This window comes from Sporosarcina sp. P18a (genome assembly GCF_002743135.1).
Lineage (GTDB): Bacteria > Bacillota > Bacilli > Bacillales_A > Planococcaceae > Sporosarcina.
Window position 1 is genome coordinate 60,660 of the sequence record NZ_PDYQ01000008.1, and the last position, 20,489, is coordinate 81,148.

20 protein-coding genes and 1 pseudogene are annotated in these 20,489 nt (G+C 41.2%); 6 read left to right on the top strand and 15 right to left on the bottom strand.

Features of this window, described 5'->3' with window-relative positions; all coding sequences use genetic code 11:
* Positions 1-2: 2 nt before the first annotated feature.
* From CSV75_RS15035 to hprK, 8 genes are all read right to left on the bottom strand, one after another.
* Positions 3-479 carry an 8-oxo-dGTP diphosphatase gene (locus CSV75_RS15035; RefSeq protein WP_099630641.1) on the bottom strand — a complete coding sequence of 159 codons (477 nt, stop codon included), beginning with the start codon at positions 477-479 and terminating at the stop codon, positions 3-5.
* 204 nt (positions 480-683) lie between these two features.
* Entirely contained in the window at positions 684-1,637 is a 954-nt protein-coding gene (gene trxB / locus CSV75_RS15040; protein WP_099676487.1) for a thioredoxin-disulfide reductase, read from the bottom strand.
* Positions 1,638-1,785: 148 nt separating this feature from the next.
* Positions 1,786-3,309: a tetratricopeptide repeat protein gene (locus CSV75_RS15045; RefSeq protein WP_099676514.1), complete on the bottom strand. Its 1,524-nt coding sequence runs from the start codon at positions 3,307-3,309 to the stop codon at positions 1,786-1,788.
* 88 nt (positions 3,310-3,397) lie between these two features.
* Positions 3,398-3,919: an acyltransferase gene (locus CSV75_RS15050; RefSeq protein WP_099630639.1), complete on the bottom strand. Its 522-nt coding sequence runs from the start codon at positions 3,917-3,919 to the stop codon at positions 3,398-3,400.
* Positions 3,916-4,572 (bottom strand): pyrophosphatase PpaX, encoded by a 657-nt coding sequence (gene ppaX / locus CSV75_RS15055; protein ID WP_099676488.1) that lies wholly within the window; start codon positions 4,570-4,572, stop codon positions 3,916-3,918. The genes CSV75_RS15050 and ppaX overlap by 4 nt, the downstream gene beginning before the upstream one ends.
* Positions 4,565-5,524, bottom strand: coding sequence for a nucleoside recognition domain-containing protein (locus CSV75_RS15060; RefSeq protein WP_099676489.1), 960 nt, complete (start codon positions 5,522-5,524; stop codon positions 4,565-4,567). Before CSV75_RS15060 ends, ppaX begins: the two co-directional genes overlap by 8 nt.
* Entirely contained in the window at positions 5,514-6,329 is an 816-nt protein-coding gene (gene lgt, locus CSV75_RS15065; protein WP_233191690.1) for a prolipoprotein diacylglyceryl transferase, read from the bottom strand. Before lgt ends, CSV75_RS15060 begins: the two co-directional genes overlap by 11 nt.
* Entirely contained in the window at positions 6,330-7,280 is a 951-nt protein-coding gene (hprK, locus tag CSV75_RS15070; RefSeq protein ID WP_099630636.1) for an HPr(Ser) kinase/phosphatase, read from the bottom strand. It abuts the gene before it with no gap.
* Between the two features lie 204 nt (positions 7,281-7,484).
* Between hprK and CSV75_RS15075 the strand changes: the two genes are divergently transcribed.
* Positions 7,485-8,036, top strand: coding sequence for an N-acetylmuramoyl-L-alanine amidase (locus CSV75_RS15075; RefSeq protein WP_099673771.1), 552 nt, complete (start codon positions 7,485-7,487; stop codon positions 8,034-8,036).
* A gap of 263 nt (positions 8,037-8,299) precedes the next feature.
* Here CSV75_RS15075 and CSV75_RS15080 read toward each other — a convergent pair whose 3' ends face one another.
* From CSV75_RS15080 to CSV75_RS15105, 6 genes are all read right to left on the bottom strand, one after another.
* Positions 8,300-9,391, bottom strand: a complete 1,092-nt coding sequence (locus CSV75_RS15080; RefSeq protein ID WP_099676490.1) for a DUF4097 family beta strand repeat-containing protein — start codon at positions 9,389-9,391, stop codon at positions 8,300-8,302.
* 80 nt (positions 9,392-9,471) lie between these two features.
* Positions 9,472-12,339: an excinuclease ABC subunit UvrA gene (gene uvrA / locus CSV75_RS15085; RefSeq protein WP_099676491.1), complete on the bottom strand. Its 2,868-nt coding sequence runs from the start codon at positions 12,337-12,339 to the stop codon at positions 9,472-9,474.
* Between the two features lie 7 nt (positions 12,340-12,346).
* The gene (uvrB, locus tag CSV75_RS15090) at positions 12,347-14,329 is read right to left on the bottom strand and encodes an excinuclease ABC subunit UvrB (protein WP_099630632.1); all 1,983 of its coding nucleotides are present in this window, start codon (positions 14,327-14,329) and stop codon (positions 12,347-12,349) included.
* 209 nt (positions 14,330-14,538) lie between these two features.
* Positions 14,539-14,796, bottom strand: coding sequence for an IDEAL domain-containing protein (locus tag CSV75_RS15095; RefSeq protein WP_099676492.1), 258 nt, complete (start codon positions 14,794-14,796; stop codon positions 14,539-14,541).
* Between the two features lie 192 nt (positions 14,797-14,988).
* Positions 14,989-16,200: an ABC transporter permease gene (locus CSV75_RS15100; RefSeq protein WP_099676493.1), complete on the bottom strand. Its 1,212-nt coding sequence runs from the start codon at positions 16,198-16,200 to the stop codon at positions 14,989-14,991.
* Positions 16,184-16,930 carry an ABC transporter ATP-binding protein gene (locus tag CSV75_RS15105; protein ID WP_099630629.1) on the bottom strand — a complete coding sequence of 249 codons (747 nt, stop codon included), beginning with the start codon at positions 16,928-16,930 and terminating at the stop codon, positions 16,184-16,186. The genes CSV75_RS15100 and CSV75_RS15105 overlap by 17 nt, the downstream gene beginning before the upstream one ends.
* 121 nt (positions 16,931-17,051) lie before the next feature.
* Here CSV75_RS15105 and CSV75_RS15110 point away from each other — a divergent pair, with 121 nt between their 5' ends.
* The 4 genes and pseudogenes from CSV75_RS15110 (at position 17,052) to CSV75_RS15125 (ending at position 19,038) form a co-directional block, all read left to right on the top strand.
* Positions 17,052-17,477 (top strand): HIT family protein, encoded by a 426-nt coding sequence (locus CSV75_RS15110; RefSeq protein WP_099676494.1) that lies wholly within the window; start codon positions 17,052-17,054, stop codon positions 17,475-17,477.
* Between the two features lie 189 nt (positions 17,478-17,666).
* On the top strand, positions 17,667-18,023 hold the full coding sequence (locus CSV75_RS15115) for a YtxH domain-containing protein (RefSeq protein ID WP_099637084.1): 357 nt from the start codon (positions 17,667-17,669) through the stop codon (positions 18,021-18,023).
* A 178-nt stretch (positions 18,024-18,201) separates the two neighbouring features.
* Positions 18,202-18,766 (top strand): annotated as a pseudogene (locus CSV75_RS15120) (HTH-type transcriptional regulator Hpr).
* A gap of 86 nt (positions 18,767-18,852) precedes the next feature.
* Positions 18,853-19,038 (top strand): hypothetical protein, encoded by a 186-nt coding sequence (locus tag CSV75_RS15125; protein ID WP_029054118.1) that lies wholly within the window; start codon positions 18,853-18,855, stop codon positions 19,036-19,038.
* Positions 19,039-19,080: 42 nt separating this feature from the next.
* Here CSV75_RS15125 and CSV75_RS15130 read toward each other — a convergent pair whose 3' ends face one another.
* Positions 19,081-19,182 (bottom strand): YjcZ family sporulation protein, encoded by a 102-nt coding sequence (locus CSV75_RS15130; protein WP_099630624.1) that lies wholly within the window; start codon positions 19,180-19,182, stop codon positions 19,081-19,083.
* Between the two features lie 159 nt (positions 19,183-19,341).
* Between CSV75_RS15130 and CSV75_RS15135 the strand changes: the two genes are divergently transcribed.
* Positions 19,342-20,298, top strand: a complete 957-nt coding sequence (locus CSV75_RS15135; RefSeq protein WP_099630623.1) for a peptidylprolyl isomerase — start codon at positions 19,342-19,344, stop codon at positions 20,296-20,298.
* Positions 20,299-20,489: the final 191 nt, after the last annotated feature.

Sequence of the window (20,489 nt, forward strand, 5' to 3'; positions counted from 1 at the left end):
TATTATTCACCTTCCATTGATTGTTGAAGTGATTCCCGCAAGAGGCGGAATTGCTCTGTATAATAGAATGTTCCATACTGCATGCCTTTCTGATTAACCGCAAAGAGCAAATTCTTGCGATCACCTTCCGCCATTGGCAGTGTATGCAAACTTTCTAGCGGATGCCATTCTAATTCACCTTCGATAGTTGTCTTCATCAATTCCCCGGAATAATCATGTGCGACAAATGTGAAGAGTAACCATTCGTTCAATAATTCTATACCCTCATCATCCATAATCATCATCGTATATATGCCTTTTACATGTGGCGAGATTGCCTGCGCACCGGTTTCTTCGAGAAATTCACGATGAGCTGCTTCATAGACCGATTCACCTTCGTCTATTTTCCCTCCCGGTGCCACATACCATCCACGCCTCGGCTTCTTTAGTAATAGGACTTGACCGTCTTTCACCACGAGCAAGTTAGCAATTTTTTGCATATGTAGTTCCCCACTTTTCAAGTATGTATGTATAGTATACAACGCTTTCATTGAAAACGAAAAAAAAAGACGGCTATTCACGGAAGATTATACCGTAAATAGCCACAAAGTTGCTATATTATGAAAGGGGGTGTCTTTCTTTTTCTATTATCCCTCTCTTATATTGCAAGACGATTACACACACGTTACAATTTCAACGATCGTTTATGCCTTTGCTTCTACTTCTTCCGCCAACTCTTCAATATACTTCTGAGCTGCTTGAGCTGCAATACTGCCGTCTCCTGTAGCCGTCACGACTTGGCGTAATAATTTCTCCCGCACATCGCCAGCAGCAAAAATACCAGGAATTTTTGTTTCCATAATATCATTCGTTTCGATATAGCCGTTTTCATCCAAAATGCCGAGATCTTTGAAAGGCCCTGTTATGGGATCCAATCCTATATAAACGAACATACCTTCCGTTTCCATTTCGCGTTCAGAACCGTCTTCAGTGGAGACGAGCGTCAAGGAACCAATCTTACCATCTTTTTCATTCACTTGCTTAACCGTTGAATTCCAAATGAAATCAATCTTCTCATTTGCGAATGCACGCTCTTGTACAATTTTTTGTGCACGCAATGTATCACGACGGTGGATGATTGTTACCTTGTTAGCAAAACGTGTTAAGTATGAACCTTCTTCTACCGCCGAGTCACCGCCGCCAATTACGACGATATCTTTATTACGGAAGAATGCTCCGTCACATACCGCACAATAACTCACACCACGACCAGTCAATTCTTCTTCGCCCGGAACGCCTATCTTGCGGTATTCTGCGCCTGTTGCCAAGATGATTGCACGTGCTTTATATTGTTTCTCGCCCACATAAATTGTTTTGAATTCGCGGCCGTCTTGGATTTTCGTTACGTCACCGTAAGCATATTCTGCTCCAAAACGTTTCGCATGATCGAACATTTTTGTGGAGAGATCTGGACCTAAAATACTTTCAAATCCAGGATAGTTCTCTATTTCTTCTGTGTTAGCCATTTGACCGCCTGGCACGCCTCTTTCTAACATTAATGTAGACATATTTCCTCGTGATGTATAGACAGCCGCTGTCATACCTGCTGGTCCTGCACCCACGATGATTACGTCATAAATCTTTTCTTCCGTCGTCATAGTCGTTTTCCTCCTTCAAAATATGCACCTTATTTGGTGTTATTCACTTCGTCAAAAATTCATCTGACTGACAGATGAAACTATCGCTATATAAAATCGTACGAGAAACACACTCTAATTTCAACTTAAATGCAACTTCTGTAAGTAGTTATTCTTTTGTATAAGGCAGAAATTGGAGCAATTCCTGAATATACTTGGATAGCGTCGAAACGGATACGTTATAGTTTTCTGCTACAGATTTCTCTGTCACTTTTTTGTCATGCGATGATTGGAACATATAATCTGCCGCAGCAGCAAGTGCATGCACGTTACTGAACATATATTTCTGTTCAAGTGCATGTTCACATAACGTGAACCACATTTGAAAGAATTGTACACTTCGCTCATCAAGCGGTTTATACTCTTCATACAATAGATCACAAATAGCTAGCGCTTTTTTCAAAGCCTTTTCGAATGGATTCGTCACTTGGAATGAATAACTCAGGCTATGCGCTAAAAACAACTGTTCCGCAGCAGTCAATTTTTCAACGTCTATATATCCTGGATGCGAAAGGATTTCCTGTAAATGTGACGACTTTCCCACTACGTATAAGCCGAACATTCGCTCACTGCGATAAGGACTCGAAATCTTTTCAATCAGGAACGGAACATCCTCTTCGTAAGAATCCACGTCCACCTCTTCGTCCAATGATTTCCATGGTTCAAATCCTTCTTTAGTAGGGTCCAATTTCAGCAAGGCTTCATTTGCCTGTTCCGCTACTTTTCGGTGACCTGTAAAGTATGCAGCATTCGCCAGCCAGAAGTAGTATCCGACATCTCCTTCAAATCCGCGTTTTTGCAGACTGCGGAGCCAGTGGTACGCTTCTTCATAACGACCTGTCAGCGCAAATGTCGCTCCTAATTTATAGCGCTGTTCGAATTGATACGGTTTAATCTTCGACAACAGTTCCATCATGCTGTTCAGACGCTCTTCATCCCGATTGTAATAAAAGAACACTGCCAAGTTACACAGCGCATGGATATTGCCTTTTTCCTCACGTAAGACATTGTATAGAATATCTTCCGCATGTTTTTCTTTACCTATATAAAAATACGCAAGAGCCAAATTATTATGGACAGCCCATGTCTTTGGATAATCCACTAATAAATCCTCAAGCACGTCAATGGCATCTTCAAAGTCCCCTTGTTCCATCATACGGCGCGCTTTTTCTTGCCTGAATATGACTTCCCCATCCAGCTGTTCGCCTTCTTCAACAAACATTTCTTCTTGATCAGCGAATTCAGAGATTTCATGGGCTTCTTCCACAAATACGCCATCCGGTGCTATAGCAACATATTTCAAAGCATACTGCTTCGCTTCACGCAGTAGGCCAAGATGTGCGTGAACTTCTGCTAAATAAAATGTTGTCTCTTCATTGTTTGGATCCAGGTCATCAGCCGTTTGCAGAAGTTCATAAGCATCTTCAAAACGGCCAACTTCCATAATAAATACACCGTATTCCATATGTGTCAGTGCATCTTCTGGATTCAAATCCAGTGCACGTTTATAATATTTTTCCGCGTCAGAAAATTGTTCACGTTGCATAGCTTGCATCGCGCGTTTACGATAAAAATCACCGTCAGGCAGGAATGATATAATTTTATCTTTTTTAAAACGTTGGTTGTTTTTCAATCGAACTCCTCCGAAAAAGTAAGAGGAACGCACTTGACGTCCCCCTGCAATGTATCCTCTAGTATAGCACAACTACATAGCCCGTCATTCATTTGCTTTCACGTGCTGCACGTTCTACCATTTGTTCGGCTGTATATATAATACGCACCGGATTACCGCCAGCAAATGTACCAGCCGGAATGTCTTTATTGACGAGTGATGCAGCGGAAACAATGGCACCATCACCAATTTTCACACCCGGCAAAATTGTCGTATTGGCTCCAATCAGTACATTATTGCCTATTTCCACATCTCCAATACGGTATTCGTCTATCAGGTATTCATGCGCTAAAATCGTCGTATTAAACCCAATTATGGAGTTTTCACCGACAGAGATTCGTTCCGGAAACATGACATCCGGTACAACCATTAGCGCAAATGCCGTATGTTTTCCAACTTTCATCCGCAAGAACCATCGATACAGAACGTTTTTCCACGAAACAAATGGCGTGTACCGCGCAATCTGAATGACGATGAAATTCTTGGCTACCTTAAAGATCGAGATTGTACGGTAAATATGCCAAAGTGAATTTGCATCTCCTTTGGAAGGATGCCGTTCCGTGCGTCTCATAGTTTGATTCCCGCGGTGATTTTAAGTAAGTCGGACATATGTTGCAACATGAAGTCGGGTTTAAATGTCTGCAAATATTCTTCCCCTTTTAGCGCCCATGCAACTGCCGCAGTTCGTGTTCCTGCATTTTGACCTCCGAGTATGTCGTGGAAGTTATCCCCGATCATGAGTGACTCTTCTGCTGTTCGATCAAGACATTTCAATGCCAGTAAAATCGGTTCTGGATCCGGTTTAGGATTCGTTATATCATCTAGTCCAATCACAGTCTCAAAATAAGGTGCAATGCCTAGAAGGTTGATCCCTCTTTCTACCATATCGCGCTTCTTTGTGGAAACGACTGCCATCTTCAAGCCTAGATCATATAATTTACGAAGCGTATCTGTCACACCTTCGAATTCAGTTACATAGTCATCATGATGCGCTAGATTCCATTCACGATATTCTGCTACCAGTTCTTCTGTCATATCCGGTGCAATCGAGGAAAAAGTATCATGTAATGTAGGTCCGATAAACGGTAACATCTCTTCTCGCTGGAAACGTCCAGGGAAATGTTTTTCCAATACATACTGGAAAGATGAAAGTATTAACTCATTTGTATCGGCAAGCGTTCCGTCAAAATCAAATAGTAATGTAGTAATTGGTTGATTAGTCAATAACAGCTTCCTCCTTCTCTCTCGGCTGCTTCCATAAAATACTCACTGTGAGCGTCAGTACAATGGCGGTCACAAGCCGAATAATCAATAATGGCCAAATCGGTATACCGAGTGGCAGGAATAACAGTGTATCCTCAATCACCGCATGGCATGCCATTAAGAAAATGAAGGCTAGCGTAATATCGCGTTTCGATACGCCATCTTCCCGCACCGCTTGAATCATGACACCTGCACCGTATGCCAAACCGATCAATAATCCCGCAACGAGTGTCATCGACGCATTGGGTTTCACACCAATCATTTTTGTAAACGGTGCCAACCCAGTAGAAAAACGCTCTAAGTAATTGCGATCTTTCACATACTGCACAACTAACATTAATGGAATGACGATCAATGCCAACTGCAAGACACCAAATGTTGCCTTTTCAAGTCCAAGTATGAAAATCTGCAAAAAGCCTTCTGGCACAACTTCCGCTTGCGGCGTTAGACCGTATTGCGCGATTTCATTGCCGCCTGTCCAGAATATATTAATCAGCACTCCAGCTAGCACAGCCAATCCAAGTCGAACGACAAGCACTGTCCATAGTTTAACGCCTACTTTTATGGCGACAGCTGTCTCAATGAACAGATTATGCGCAAAGCTGATCATCACAGCAATGATGAATACTTCTTTAACCGTTAATTCTAATGAAATGATGCCCGCAATTCCAGCATATAAATTTAATGCATTACCAAGCACGAGAGGCACAGCTGCTTCACCACGCAAGCCAAATAGATGCATAATAGGTTCAACCAATTGCACAAGCCAAGGTAAGATAGGTGTAAACTGCAAAATGGTTACAAGCAACGTAATTGGGAAAATGATCTTGCCGAGTGACCATGTCGTTTTTAATCCCACTTGTAATCCATTTTTCAACGTATTGGATAGTGCGATATTATGTTTATTTGTCATCATAGTTCTCTTTCACTTTCATTACATATCTACGATAAAACAAGATGGCAAGACCTACGACAATTCCTGTTACAGATACTAATTGTGCTGCCCGCAAACTACCGATGATATATAGACTATCCGTCCGCATCCCTTCAATGAAGAATCTACCGATTGAATACCAAATGACGTAAAATAAGAAAACTTCGCCTCGTTTCATCTTCAGCATTCTTCGGATAACTAAAATCAAAATGAGTCCGACTACATTCCATAACGACTCATACAAGAATGTCGGATGATACGTTATACCCTCAATCGTCATTTGATTCATAATCCAGTCAGGAATTATTGTGTTTTCCTTAAACGTCTCTGAAACCGGTCCACCATGAGCTTCCTGATTCATAAAATTTCCCCAGCGACCGATAATTTGTCCAATTAATAAACCAGGTGCCGTAATATCTGCAACTTTCCAGAAGGATACCCCACGCTTCCTACAGAAAATCACCGCTGTAATGACCGCACCTATTAAGGCACCGTGGATAGCAATCCCGCCATTCCAAATTTGAATGATTTGGTCCGGATGATCACGATAATAATCCCATGTGAAAATAACATAGTAAATTCGTGCACTGATGATTGAAATAGGAATCGCCCAAATGAGCATGTCCGTTAGTAAGTCGGGGTGCATTCCCCGCTTTAGCATTTCTCGTTGAACTACCATAAATCCTAAAATAATTCCGAGCGCGATCAAAATACCGTACCAGCGAACTTCTAGGCTGCCAATACTGATCGCGACTGGATTAATCGCTAGCATGGATACATTCACTTAGTCGCGCTCCTCTTCTTCTAATAGTTCTGCATTATCTGCGATTGCTTGATCCAAACGCTTGGTAAATTCCTCTGCAGCATTAACGCCAAGTCGTTTCATGCGATAATCCATTGCCGCTACTTCAATGATCACCGCGATATTCCGCCCTGGTCTTACGGGGACGGACAATTTCGTAATTTGCGAGTCGAGTATCTCGACCTTCTCTTCATCAATTCCTAGACGATCATAATGCTTTTTATCATCCCAAATCTCTAAATCGACCGCTAACAATACACGCTTATCATCTTTCACGGAACTTGCACCAAATAACGTCATCAAATCGATAATACCGACACCGCGAATCTCTAGCATATGCTTCAACAGTTTCGGTGACGTTCCGATTAAGATGTTATCGGATACTTGACGAATCTCAACAGAATCATCTGCAACTAGTCTATGCCCTTTTTTGATGAGTTCTAATGCAGTCTCACTCTTACCTACCCCGCTACCACCTGTTATTAAAACCCCTACGCCATATACGTCGACTAGCACACCATGAACTGTCGTCATCGGAGCGAGTTGCCCGACCAAGTAATTCGTCAGCATTCCAGAAAACTGTGTAGTCTTATAATCCGTCCGAAGAACAGGAATGTTTTTCTCTTCAGCTAATTGGCTCAATTCTTTTGGACCTTCCTCGCCATGAGCAATAATGAAAGCCGGCGTATCGTCCGAGCAAAGTCGCTCTAAGCGTTTTCTTCGCGTAATGGCAGACAATGTTTCAAGGAAAGACATCTCCTTGCGCCCGATCAACTGCACACGTTCGGCAGGATAATAATCGAAATAGCCCGCCATCTCAAGCCCCGGCCGTGAAATATCACTCATTAGGATCTGCTTATGAATGCCCGCGTGTCCAGCAATCAATTCCAATCCAAATCGATTCATAATATCTTCTACTGTTAATTCACCCATGAAGTTCCTCACTTTCTGCTACGATGTACGTATTCCGGCAATCTTTTGCCGAATCATCGTTTCCTGTGCTTATGTACAAATCATTCAAACCTATTTTACCATGAAGGAAATGAAAAGAAATGGATTACTTCTTGATCTATATTCCCTTTTTGTATCCTTTTCAAAAGTCTTCTCTATATAGAGGATAAAGGAGAGTGGACAGAATTGACACTAATCATTCTTGATGCAGGTCACGGGCCAGATACACCAGGCAAAAGAACGCCTGATGGAAAGCTTCGTGAGTACGATTTTAATGCAGCAGTAGCTGTACTGGTCGGAGAGTTTTTAACGAAGGAAGGCATGACAGTAAAGTATACGCATGCGTCTACACACGACGTACCTTTAGGTGAACGAACAGCTTCGGCTAACCGTATGAGAGCGGATGCCTTTGTTTCAATCCATGCAAATGCATTCGGCAATGGCTGGAATACGGCACAAGGGATTGAAACGTATATGTATCCACAAGCAAGCAAAAGTTCCGCAGTTCTCGCCTCTGCAGTACAGAAAGCTTTAATTTCTGCTTGCCAGCGTCCCGATCGCGGCGTGAAGAAGGCCGATTTTGCGGTCCTGCGTGATACCAACATGCCCGCGATTTTAGTTGAGTGTGGCTTCATGTCGAATCAGACAGAGGCTACTCTATTGCAAAGCAAAACATATCAACTTCAATGTGCACGGGCTATAGCTTTTGGCATTTTGTGTTGGGAGTATGTTAGATGAATTGGGGAGATGCGGGAGGCAATGAGCGATTATGAGTCGTGATTGATCGTGTATCGCGTGGGTATGAGCGGCTACAGACCGTGATAGAGCGGTTAGCTCGTGTCATAGGGCGGTTAGCTGATGTCATAGAGCAGCTACGCAAGAACTATGAGCGTTTACACGAATTTTATGAGCGCCCTAAGCGACTACCCCCATCTAATTACAAACATACAAAAAACACCTGCACCGCTACAAACGGCAAATGCAGGTGTTTCATTAAGCTATCAATCCATATCGACAGAGTTATAACGAACCATAACAGTACCAGTCTTGGATTCGCCCGTAACATGTAGCGGCTCTTTCGTTGCGTCCTCCACATTCTTGCTGAAACGGATTGTACGGTGCAAGAACTGCTCTTGCTCTTCCACACGTGATACGTCATTCAACCGTAAGTCAAGCTTACCCATGTTGGATGAAATCTCTCCCTTTAGACCTAAAGATGACGGGAAGTAAATTTCAACCGTACCGCTGATGGACTTCGCTTCTAATCTTTTTGCATCAGGGGATGAAGTCGTCAACGTCACGTTTCCGTTTAGGGATTTTGCGTCTACATCATTTACCGCGCCATCTACATAAACTCGACCGTTTAATGTTTCAGCCTCTAACTTTTCACCGGTAATTTTTAATAAACGTACCATACCATTTGCAGTTTCCAGCTTCGCTTCATCGAATTTACTATCTGCACATTCGATTTTGCCATTCGCAGTTCTAATACGTAGATCTTTAAAATCTACACCTTCCACTGAACAGCCACCGTTTAATAAACGTACAGAGAGTTTACTATACAGTGTGGCAGTCGGTACATACAGATCGACATTTACTTGTAACATCTTCAAGTCGCTTCCGATGCGCAACTTATTGCCGTCTTTTACGAACAATAACTTTTCAAGGAACTGACTAAGCGCGTCTGCTTCGGAATCATTATTAAAATGCTTTACAGAGAACTTCGCCACGATCTCGTCATTGTCTGAAGGATGAACTTTTACAGTACCATGGTCAATATGGATGATGATTTCTTCGATATCTTCTACCGATTTACTTTCCGTATGTGTAAAGGAGACAGATTTGCTGAATGGTGCTTCGAAATCGAATTTTTTCACACGGTGTACGGCCGTATCCATAAATTGCATGAAGCGGTCACCTGCTGTGACGAATTCTTTACGGATATCCTCGAAGAAAGCATCAGCTGAAGAGTTCTCTTCTGCTGTTCCTTGTTCAGATTCTTTACCCATGGCTTCCAGTAATTTCAATGCTTCATCAGCTGTGATTTTACCTTCTTCAAGCATCGTTAGTATTCGTATGCGTTCATTTTGCATATCCAGATTCCTCCTCGTTTTGACTAATCTTTTTAGCAGCTATCTATTTATACGGTTCTGCGGAACAAAAGTTTCATTTTCTATTTCGTTACTACACTTTGAATTTGTTCCTTCATCCGATTTCGATCTCTTTCTAAGATGGTTTTCAAATATTTCCCTGTGTAGGACTCTTTAACTTCTGCTATCGCTTCCGGTGTCCCCGTTGCAACAATTTCTCCGCCTTTGTCTCCGCCTTCCGGACCGATATCGATAATATAATCGACCGTCTTAATGACATCCAAATTATGCTCAATAACGAGAACCGTGTTACCCCCATCAACTAGACGTTGAAGAACTTCAAGTAACTTGGCAATGTCATGTACGTGCAAACCCGTTGTCGGCTCGTCTAAAATATAAAACGATTTACCCGTGGAACGTTTATGCAATTCCGAAGCCAATTTCACACGTTGGGCTTCCCCACCTGATAGTGTCGTTGCGGGTTGACCTAATTGAACATAGCCTAAGCCTACATCAACTATCGTCTGTAATTTACGGTGGATTTTCGGGATATTCTCGAAAAACACCACTGCATATTCCACGGTCATCTCCAGTACGTCCGCAATGTTTTTTCCTTTATATTTCACTTCCAGCGTTTCCCGGTTATACCGCTTGCCGTGACATACTTCGCATGGTACATATACATCCGGAAGGAAATGCATTTCGATTTTAATGATTCCATCTCCACGGCATGCTTCACACCGTCCACCTTTTACGTTGAAACTAAAGCGACCTTTTTTATAGCCCCGAACTTTTGCTTCATTCGTCATCGCAAAGACATCACGTATATCGTCAAAAACGCCTGTATACGTAGCTGGATTGGAGCGTGGTGTCCGTCCGATTGGTGATTGATCAATATCGATGATTTTTTCCAAATGTTCCACACCACTAATACTCTCGAACTTTCCAGGTCTTTGTTTGGATCGATTCAATTTCTGAGCCAATGTTCTATGCAAAATATCATTGACCAATGTACTCTTACCTGAACCGGAAACACCAGTAACTGCAATAAATTGACCGAGAGGGAATTCTGCGTCGATATGCTTTAAATTGTTCTCCGAAGCACCTTTAACGATAATGCTGCGTTCATCACGTGATCTTCGTTCAATCGGAAGTGGAATGAATTTCTTTCCGCTTAAGTATTGTCCGGTCAGCGATTTCTTGTTTTTCATAACTTTTGCAGGTGTACCTGCAGCTACCACTTCTCCTCCTGCCACACCAGCGCCAGGACCGATATCAATTAAATAGTCCGCAGCCATCATCGTGTCCTCATCATGTTCTACAACAATCAATGTATTACCGATATCTCGCATACTTTGTAACGTGCCAATTAGTCTGTCATTATCCCGCTGGTGAAGCCCGATTGAAGGTTCATCCAGTATATATAGAACACCCGTCAAACGTGATCCAATTTGTGTAGCCAAACGAATTCGTTGTGCTTCTCCACCAGATAATGTCCCTGCTGAACGAGATAAATTCAGATAGTCAAGCCCTACGTTCACCAAAAAGCCCAAGCGTTCCTGGATTTCTTTTAGGACCATATCTGCAATTTGTGTATCTTTCTCGGAAAGAATTAATTGGTCAAAGAATTTTGTCGTTTCAACAATCGAGCGTTCCGTGATTTTTCCGATATGCTGACCATTCACTAATACCGAAAGTGATTCAGGCTTTAAGCGGTAGCCTGTGCAAGTAGGACATGACTTTTCTGTCATATATTTACTCATCTGCTCACGAATGTAGTCTGATGATGTCTCATGATAACGTCGTTCAACGTTGCGCAAAACCCCTTCGAAATAAATATCGCTATCACGGGTATTACCAAATTCATTTGTATAGCGGAAGCGAATCTTTTCTTTTCTCGATCCTACCATCAGTTTTTCAATATCCGAGTCAGCCAATTCGCTAACCGGTACATCCATTGGAATTTTATAGTGCTTCGCAATCGTCTTCAGGAGTTCTGGATAATACTGCGAGCTTGTTGGCTCCCATGGGGCAATGGCGTGTTCTTTTAGCGTCAAATCACTATTTGGAATGACTAAATCTGGATCGACTTCGAGCTTCATTCCAAGTCCGTCACATTCAGGGCAAGCGCCGAATGGGCTGTTGAATGAGAACATACGCGGTTCGAGTTCGCCAATAGAGAATCCACAAATTGGACATGCGTGGTGTTCACTGAAAAACAGTTCTTCTTCACCGATTACATCTACCAGCACATTTCCGTCAGCTAGTCGCAAGGCGGATTCCAACGAGTCACTTAGACGTGTTTCGACGCCTTCCTTCATGACAATTCGATCGATGACGATTTCAATCGTATGTTTTTTATTTTTATCTAACTCTATATGATCATCCAAATCAATCGTTTCACCGTTGACTCGAACGCGTACATAGCCTTGTCTTTTGATATCTTCAAATAATTTAGCATGCGTCCCTTTACGTTCTGAAATAATAGGAGCCAAAATTTGAATTCTCGTACGCTCAGGCAACTGAACTACACGATCCACCATCTGTTGAATTGTCTGTGTAGAGATTTCAATACCATGGTACGGACAATGTGGTTTCCCAACTCTCGCATATAGCAAACGCAAGTAGTCATAGATTTCTGTCACCGTCCCTACAGTAGACCGTGGATTTTTACTTGTTGTTTTTTGGTCAATGGAAATGGCGGGTGACAGTCCTTCTATAGAATCCACGTCTGGTTTATCCATCTGTCCAAGGAACTGACGCGCATATGCGGATAATGATTCCACATAGCGGCGCTGTCCTTCCGCGTAGATCGTATCAAAAGCTAGTGAAGACTTGCCTGAACCCGATAGGCCCGTAAGCACAACCAGCTTGTCGCGTGGAATCTTCACCGTAATATCTCTCAGGTTATTCGCTCTCGCTCCCTGTATTACAAGTTCTTTATTTTTCATGCGGACTCTACCTTTCTGCTTTCAGTTCTATTACGGTATCGCGTAACTCTGCGGCTCTTTCGAAGTCCAAGGCTTTTGCTGCGTCTTTCATTTCTTTTTCCAGTTTGATTAGCAATAAGCCTTTCTCGTCTTTCGATAACTTCTTGCCGTTCGTCACCTTTTGCAAATACGATTCCGTTTCTTCAGCCACTTGAGTCGCACGGATCAATTCACGTATCGGTTTGACAATTGTCGTTGGCGTTATACCATGTTCTTCATTATAAGCTATTTGAATTTCACGACGACGTTCCGTTTCATCAATGGCTTTCTTCATCGAATCTGTCATTTTATCTGCGTACATAATGACGCGCCCTTCTGAGTTACGTGCTGCGCGACCAATTGTCTGGATTAACGCACGTTCTGAACGCAAGAATCCTTCTTTATCCGCATCCAAAATCGTAACCAATGAAACTTCCGGGATGTCGATCCCTTCACGCAGTAAGTTGATCCCGATTAATACATCATACGTACCGACCCGTAACTCGCGAATAATTTCTGTACGTTCCAGTGTCTTAACGTCAGAATGGAGATACTGAACTTTAATCCCGATATCTTTTAAATAATCCGTTAAGTCTTCTGACATCTTTTTAGTCAGAGTTGTAATCAATACACGTTCATCTCGCTCGATTCGAAGATGTATTTCATCCAATAAATCATCAATTTGTCCTTCAATAGGACGCACTTCAATGATTGGATCCAGTAATCCTGTAGGACGTATAATCTGTTCTACCATTTCGTCTGTATGCTCAATTTCATAAGGGCCCGGCGTTGCTGAAATATACATCGCTTGGCGAATATGCTTTTCAAATTCTTCAAACATCAATGGTCGGTTGTCCAATGCAGAAGGCAAGCGGAAACCATGTTCTACTAATACTTTTTTCCGCGCTTGATCTCCATTGTACATACCGCGAATCTGCGGCAAAGAGACGTGGCTTTCATCCACGACAATCAAAAAATCGTCAGGGAAGTAATCTAGCAATGTATAAGGTGTTGCACCTGCTTCACGCAACGTTAAATGTCTGGAGTAGTTCTCAATGCCAGAACAGAAGCCCATCTCTCGCATCATTTCTAGATCATAACGCGTCCGTTGTTCTAAGCGCTGCGCTTCCAATAACTTATCATTATCTCGTAAATATTTAAGCTGTTCTTCCAATTCAATTTCAATATTTTCAATTGCTTTTAATAATTTTCCTTCACGTGTAACGAAGTGGGAACCAGGGAAAATGGCCACGTGATCACGATCACCGATGACTTCACCTGTTAAGGCATCCACTTCACGGATTCGTTCAATTTCATCTCCAAAAAACTCAAGACGTATACAACGCTCATCACGTGCCACCGGGAAGACTTCGACTACATCGCCTCTGACACGGAATGTACCCCGCGTAAAATTAATATCATTGCGTTCGTACTGAATGTCCACCAGCGTCCGCAATAGTTGATTACGCGGTATTTCCATTCCCTTGCGTAATGAAAATACCATTTCATTATATTCTTCCGGTGAACCAAGACCGTAAATACAAGATACAGATGCCACAATCAATACATCATTACGTTCGAATAAAGCACTGGTTGCAGAGTGGCGAAGTTTATCAATTTCATCATTGATTGATGAATCCTTTTCAATAAAAGTATCCGTCTGTGGCACATACGCTTCCGGTTGATAAAAGTCATAGAAGCTAACAAAATATTCTACCGCATTATCTGGAAAAAACTCTTTGAACTCGCTATATAATTGTCCTGCCAACGTTTTATTGTGGGCAATGACCAGTGTAGGTTTATTGATTTCCGTCAGTACATTAGAAACTGTAAATGTTTTACCTGTCCCCGTTGCACCAAGTAACGTTTGATGTTTCTTGCCTTCTTTTATGCCGTTAACAAGGCTATTGATCGCTTTTGGCTGATCTCCTTGCGGTGTATATGGTGCCTGCAATTGAAATGTTTCGTTCAAATGGTTCCACTCCTCTTCTTAAACACCTATCCTTCTATTTTACCACAACTATCGTTTTTTCTAAAGAAATAACGAACGTACGTTTTAAACTAACTCTCTATGTACTTTATTGTACCCTTGTGCTTTGTGAAAGAAACTTACAGCTAAGACATTCTATACAAATAAAAAAACACTGCCAGGATTTTGTCCTAGCAGTGCCTATAAATAAATTATTTCGTTTTAAGTTCGTATCCATGTTCTTGTGAAATGTCGAGCAATTGTTGTGTATACAGGTCGAATGCTTCATTGTCATTTTGATCCAGCGCATCGTCAATCAATAACATGATTCGCGATTGTGTTTGTTCCCAGTGAATGTGTTGTAGAAACAGATCCCAATAGATTTCGTTCAGCAGCAATTCCGCTTGGAGAGAAGTGCTATTGTTACCTACCGCTTTCAAAAATTCAGCATATGAGTTGTTATTATTCATCTCTCTCACCCCTGATACCTTTTAGTAATTATATATGCAATAGAATATAAATTGCAACCATTATTCTAACTATTCGAACTTTTGAATTATTTCAATGTAGTTAGTGGAGTATTTACTAGGCACATATATTCAGATGATTCTGTGAAATTTCTTATATTATGAACTTTAGTTCAACTTTACTAGTATCTATTATCAAATTTCTATCATTTGCTCTTTGGTCAATCGGATCGTTGCCTCACCGACAATGAGTGCGATAGCCGCAATCAAGACAGGTGTAATGCTTAGTCCGTATAACGGTAATGCCGCCAATAATAGAATGATTGCATGTAGCCAAATCAGTTTTCTCACTAACGAACGAACCGCTTTGATTTGCGATTTTTCCTGTTCTTCGGGAAACAGCTGATCCATAGTAAACTCGTCTCCACCTTCAAGTGCCAATATCAACTGAACAGCAGTCGCAAACGCTAGCGCTCCTACAAAGATGAAAGATACAATTGGTAACGGTATTAAGAACGCACCAAATGCAGACAACGCCGTTAATCTAACCCACAACCAAAATGTATCATCTGTACGAATAAATGTCCTGACGATTAAGTACTTTTGCACATCCTTGCGCTTGAATGTAGAACGTTTCATAGCCATCGTTAACCAGCTACGCTTACTCACGGATCCAACTAGATGCGGTACTTCCGTGAAGTAATTCGCAAATCGATAAAAACGCATCATACGATTTTGTTCCAATTCAATAAACTGCTCATAGGGAAACGGGTAACGCGCTGCTTGTTTATCCCAAAATTTTGCATAGAGCATGGCGATAAGAATTCCGATAAAGATGGCAACTGTACTCCAAGTAAGTGCGAATTGAATCGTTAAAAATGTTAAAACCAGTCGAAGAACACGATCCGGCCAAACGAAGTCATGATTCGCAATACGAACGCTGTATTCAGTTCCTACAAACAGTCCTTTAAACACAATGATCACCAACAATACAAGAAGATAATCAATGCTCGTTCCCACTTCTGTTGCCTTTAATAACGGCAACGCAATTACCATAGCAATCAATGGTAGCGGAAGTTGTGAAAACGTCGACCAAGTGATCGAGCGTCTCATATAACTCGACAATTGATTTTCTAATGGCAAGAAAAAAACAATGTCTGCCGGCTTGAGTAACGTGGTTGGTGCAGCCTTCATTAACAAAAGCGCAAGGACAACGGATATGATTAAGGCAGAAGGGAATGAAACAGGCACTTCTTTCAGCCATTCACTATATGCATACCCACCCGCTCCAATGGCAAACATGAAAACGATAGCCAAATGTCCAGTGAATACATAGCGCATATATTTCTGTAGTTCATTGACGTAATGGAAGAACCGCTGTCCCCAAATTTCATGCATGTTGTTCATAATCAGTTTCCTCAGTCATGGCAATATATAAGTCATCAAGTGTTGCATCTGGTCGCCCGAATGCTTTGCGCAAGTCGTCCATCGTCCCATTCGCACGTACCCGTCCTTCATGCAACAAGATAATGCGATCACAATACTTCTCAGCCGTTGCCAATACGTGAGTCGACATCAAAATAGAAGCACCCGCATTTTTTCGTTCAATGATTTGATCGAGCAAAGCGCGAATCGCCAATGGATCTAATCCGACGAATGGCTCATCGATAATATATAATTTCGGTTCTACCAGAAAAGCACACATGATCATCACTTTCTGTCGCATACCTTTGGAAAAGTGAGCCGGAAACCACTTTAAGCGTTTTTCCATACGGAACTCTTTCAGCAACTGTTCGGTACGGATTTCAAATTGCTGCTTGTCCAGTCCATATGCCATCGCAGTCAGTTCTAAATGTTCTTGTAGTGTAAGTTCTTCGTATAACACTGGCGTCTCTGGAATATAACTGAATGATTGGCGGTAATGTTCTTTATCACTAAACGTCGCCCCGTCAATCTTGATTATTCCTTCAAGCGGATTCATCACACCGATAATATGTTTGATTGTCGTACTCTTTCCTGCGCCATTCAGACCGATTAATCCGACCAGTTCCCCCTCTTCTAGCTGAAATGAAAGGTCATGTAAAACAGGCCTGCGCGTATAACCACCTGTAACGTGTTCTAGTTCTAGGATTGCCATTATCTTTCCCCCTATCTTCTGGTATTATTTTAGCAAAGAAATTGTAAAATTGCTTTATCCGTCTTCGTTAACTATCTGAAAATATGCTACAATACATCCAAACATGAAAGGATGTGTAGAAATGACCTCATGTATTTTCTGCAAAATTGTAGAAGGAACGATTCCAGGAGAAAAAGTATACGAGGATGATCACGTTATCGCCTTTATGGATATTATGCCCGTCACGAAAGGACACGTACTCCTAATTCCTAAAACACATCGTGAAAATGTGTATGAATTAACTGAAGATGAAGCCGCGAATTTATTTAAAGTGGCACCAAAAATCGCCAATGCATTAAAAGAAGAATTTCAACCGTGTGGAATGAATTTATTGCAAAACAATGGCTCTTTCGCAGGTCAGTCAGTCTATCATTTCCATATGCATTTAATACCGCGCTATGACAAATCAGATGGGCTGAAAGTAGAATTTGATACAAAAGTAGAGCAGTTCCCGATGGACGTAGTGTCTGAATTAGCTACCCATATTTCTAGACGACTGCAAGAATAACATGTGGAGGTTGTAGGCAGAAGCGTACGATATTTATCTTCATCACTCAAAAGGAATTCTACTCTTCTGTCCACTTCTTCAAACCGTTAGAAAAGCTTTTGGTTGTATAATATTTCATTCATATCTTGCTCAACTATGCACTAACATGCTTTAATAAAATAATAACTATACAAAAGGAGTGTTCTCTATATGAAAGCGTCCACATTCTTTATTGGTCTGGCAGCAGGTGCTGTTACTTCTGCGGTAACTGTTCTATATTCTACACCAAAAGCCGGAAGTGAACTGCGTGACAGTGTCAAAAATGCATCACTCGAATTGAAGGATAAGTTGAAGGATGTCAAAGGGCAAGTCGCCGATCTAAAAGATTCTGTAACCGATCTAACGAAGGAAGCAAAAGAGCTTGTGCCAGAAACTGTCGAAGAAATGAAAGTTTCTGTAGCGGACTGGAAGCGCTCGACCGAACACAATAAGAAGCGCTTAGAGAAAGAAATTTCTGCAATTCAAGCAGCTTTGGATGATCTCGAAAAATCAATTGGAGCTCGCTAACGTATTTCCATTTAGGCACCAGTTGTTCACTTGCTAATCTTTGAGTGCGTACCCATAGTAAAACAGCTGCATTCTATGGGATATACACTCAAACTGATTTATTTTATTATTCCGTCTTCTTTATTTGTTGTTTTTTTGGTATAATAAATAAAATGACAGAAAGAAAGCAGGTGTCTCGATGGCCGATCAAAATATTTCACGTAAAGACGCCATGATCTTCAATCAGCGTGTAGCCCAAATGTCCAAGGCATTATGGAAAGCTGTAGAGAAGGATTGGCAACAATGGATTAAGCCGTATGAACTCAATATTAATGAACATCATATTTTATGGATCGCCTACCATTTGGAAGGTGCTACCATTTCAGACATCGCAAAGTTTGGTGTAATGCATGTCTCAACCGCCTTTAACTTCTCAAAAAAATTGGAACAACGCCAGCTTTTATATTTCTCAAAAAAAAGAAGATGACCGACGTAATACCTATGTAACGGTTTCAGAAAAAGGCAAAGCATTACTCATCCAGATGAATGAAAATTACCATAATGAAGATTATAGCGTACTTCAGGGTTCCCTCCCCATTCGTGATATTTATGGCAAATTCCCTGAATTCCTAGAAGTCATGTCAGTATTGCGTAACATTTATGGAGATGATTTTATGGACATTTTCGAACGCGGTTTTCAGAACATTGAGAAGACATATGTCGATTCAAATGATTACCTTATAAAATCTAAAGTAGAGTCTTAATCACCTGCTCTTTAGACAGTGTAGTTTTTTCCTTTTGATCACAAATTCTGCTATGATAGTAAAGAAGCAGAAAGAGGAGGTCTATAATGGTTATTGCGATTACCATTCTATTTTCATTGTTCTACTTATATCAAATTAATAAAATGACATTTGCTCTTTGCCAATCTAGAGAGATTCCAGAAGAAAAGCAGCCAAAGATTTATCGAACTGTAAACATTCTGATCACGATCCTCATTTTATCCTTATATGTAGAAGTATTCTTTAGTGCCTGACACTATGTATGCCCGCCCCCATTGCTGGAGGCAGGGCATTTTTTAATAACAGAATGCTGCACCGACGATAATCAACAAAATGAACAACACAACAATTAAAGCAAAGCAAGATGAACCTGATCCGCCCTGTGAGTAACCGCTCATGAAGGCACCCCCTTTCACATTGTATCCTATGCGAAAGTAGAAAAAACCGGTTGGGCTGTTTCAGATGAATGGAACCTTTTTGTTTTTCATACGTTATATGATATAGTGTTTACTTGAAGAATAATCAGAATCTATACTTAGATTAGGGGAGTTAATTACATGAAAAAGAAGATGTTAGCATTTACACTTGCAGCTTCGGTTGCAGCTTTATCCGCTTGTTCTGGCGGGGATGAAAAAGTTATGACGTCCAAAGCAGGAGATGTAACGAAAGATGAATTTTATCAAGAAATGAAAACATCTGTTGGTGAACAAGCTCTACAAATGATCATCTTAGAAAAGGTTCTGGATGACAAGTATAATGTAGACGATAAGCAAGTAGACGCAGAATTTGAAAAAAACAAAGAACAACTTGGTGAAAACTTCGAAGCTTTCTTAGCTCAACAAGGTCAAACACCTGAGAGCTTCAAGAAAATGATTCGTTTGAATAAATTGCAGGAAGCTGCATTGACTGACGGCATTGAAGTTTCTGACGAAGAGTTAAACAAGCGTCTCGAAGAATCTCAATCAGAAATCAACGCTCGTCACATCTTAGTTGAAGATGAAAAGACAGCAAAAGAAGTAAAAGAAAAGTTGGATAAGGGAGAAGACTTTGCAAAAGTAGCTAAAGAATACTCCACTGATCCAGGATCTAAAGATGAAGGTGGAGATCTTGACTGGTTCGCTTACGGTGTAATGGTTCCTGAATTCTGGAACGCTGCATATGACTTAGAGCCAGGTAAAATCAGTGAGCCTGTTCAATCAGATAACGGCTTCCATATCATCGAAGTAAAAGAAAAGCGCAAAACTGATGATAAAAAGATTACGGATGAAAAGAAAGACGAAATCCGTCATGAACTATTGATGGAAAAGGCTGATGAAAACGAGCTATTGAGTAAAGTTGCAAAGCTAGTGAAAGCAGCAGATGTAAAAATTAAAGATGAAGATTTAAAATCTGCACTTGATTTGTTCAAGATGGAAGAGCAACCGGCTGAAGAAGGAACTCCAACTGACGAAAAAGCACCTGCAGAAGATGCTCCAGCTGACGATGCTGAAGTGGAAGTTAAAGAAGGTAAGTAATATATGAAAAAGGTCTGCCCCGGAAGTTATAACTTCCACTGGCAGACCTTTTTTGTGTTTTTGTAATCGTAATGTTTGCCTGTTTTCTTTTTATTACAATGAAAAGTAAAAACCTAGTATCTTCATGTATCGTTCTTCTTGTAAAACCACAACTTAACAAAATTTATTATTTTGCAACGGGTCGTGCCTCG

Bases quoted from the DNA above. Each gene is read 5' to 3' on its own strand.
- CSV75_RS15035 (WP_099630641.1), bottom strand. From the start codon at position 479: ATGCAAAAAATTGCTAACTTGCTCGTGGTGAAAGACGGTCAAGTCCTA.
- trxB (WP_099676487.1), bottom strand. From the start codon at position 1,637: ATGACGACGGAAGAAAAGATTTATGACGTAATCATCGTGGGTGCAGGA.
- CSV75_RS15050 (WP_099630639.1), bottom strand. From the start codon at position 3,919: ATGAGACGCACGGAACGGCATCCTTCCAAAGGAGATGCAAATTCACTT.
- CSV75_RS15060 (WP_099676489.1), bottom strand. From the start codon at position 5,524: ATGACAAATAAACATAATATCGCACTATCCAATACGTTGAAAAATGGA.
- hprK (WP_099630636.1), bottom strand. From the start codon at position 7,280: ATGGGTGAATTAACAGTAGAAGATATTATGAATCGATTTGGATTGGAA.
- CSV75_RS15080 (WP_099676490.1), bottom strand. From the start codon at position 9,391: ATGCAAAATGAACGCATACGAATACTAACGATGCTTGAAGAAGGTAAA.
- uvrA (WP_099676491.1), bottom strand. From the start codon at position 12,339: ATGAAAAATAAAGAACTTGTAATACAGGGAGCGAGAGCGAATAACCTG.
- CSV75_RS15095 (WP_099676492.1), bottom strand. From the start codon at position 14,796: ATGAATAATAACAACTCATATGCTGAATTTTTGAAAGCGGTAGGTAAC.
- CSV75_RS15100 (WP_099676493.1), bottom strand. From the start codon at position 16,200: ATGAACAACATGCATGAAATTTGGGGACAGCGGTTCTTCCATTACGTC.
- CSV75_RS15105 (WP_099630629.1), bottom strand. From the start codon at position 16,930: ATGGCAATCCTAGAACTAGAACACGTTACAGGTGGTTATACGCGCAGG.
- CSV75_RS15110 (WP_099676494.1), top strand. From the start codon at position 17,052: ATGACCTCATGTATTTTCTGCAAAATTGTAGAAGGAACGATTCCAGGA.
- CSV75_RS15115 (WP_099637084.1), top strand. From the start codon at position 17,667: ATGAAAGCGTCCACATTCTTTATTGGTCTGGCAGCAGGTGCTGTTACT.
- CSV75_RS15125 (WP_029054118.1), top strand. From the start codon at position 18,853: ATGGTTATTGCGATTACCATTCTATTTTCATTGTTCTACTTATATCAA.
- CSV75_RS15130 (WP_099630624.1), bottom strand. From the start codon at position 19,182: ATGAGCGGTTACTCACAGGGCGGATCAGGTTCATCTTGCTTTGCTTTA.
- CSV75_RS15135 (WP_099630623.1), top strand. From the start codon at position 19,342: ATGAAAAAGAAGATGTTAGCATTTACACTTGCAGCTTCGGTTGCAGCT.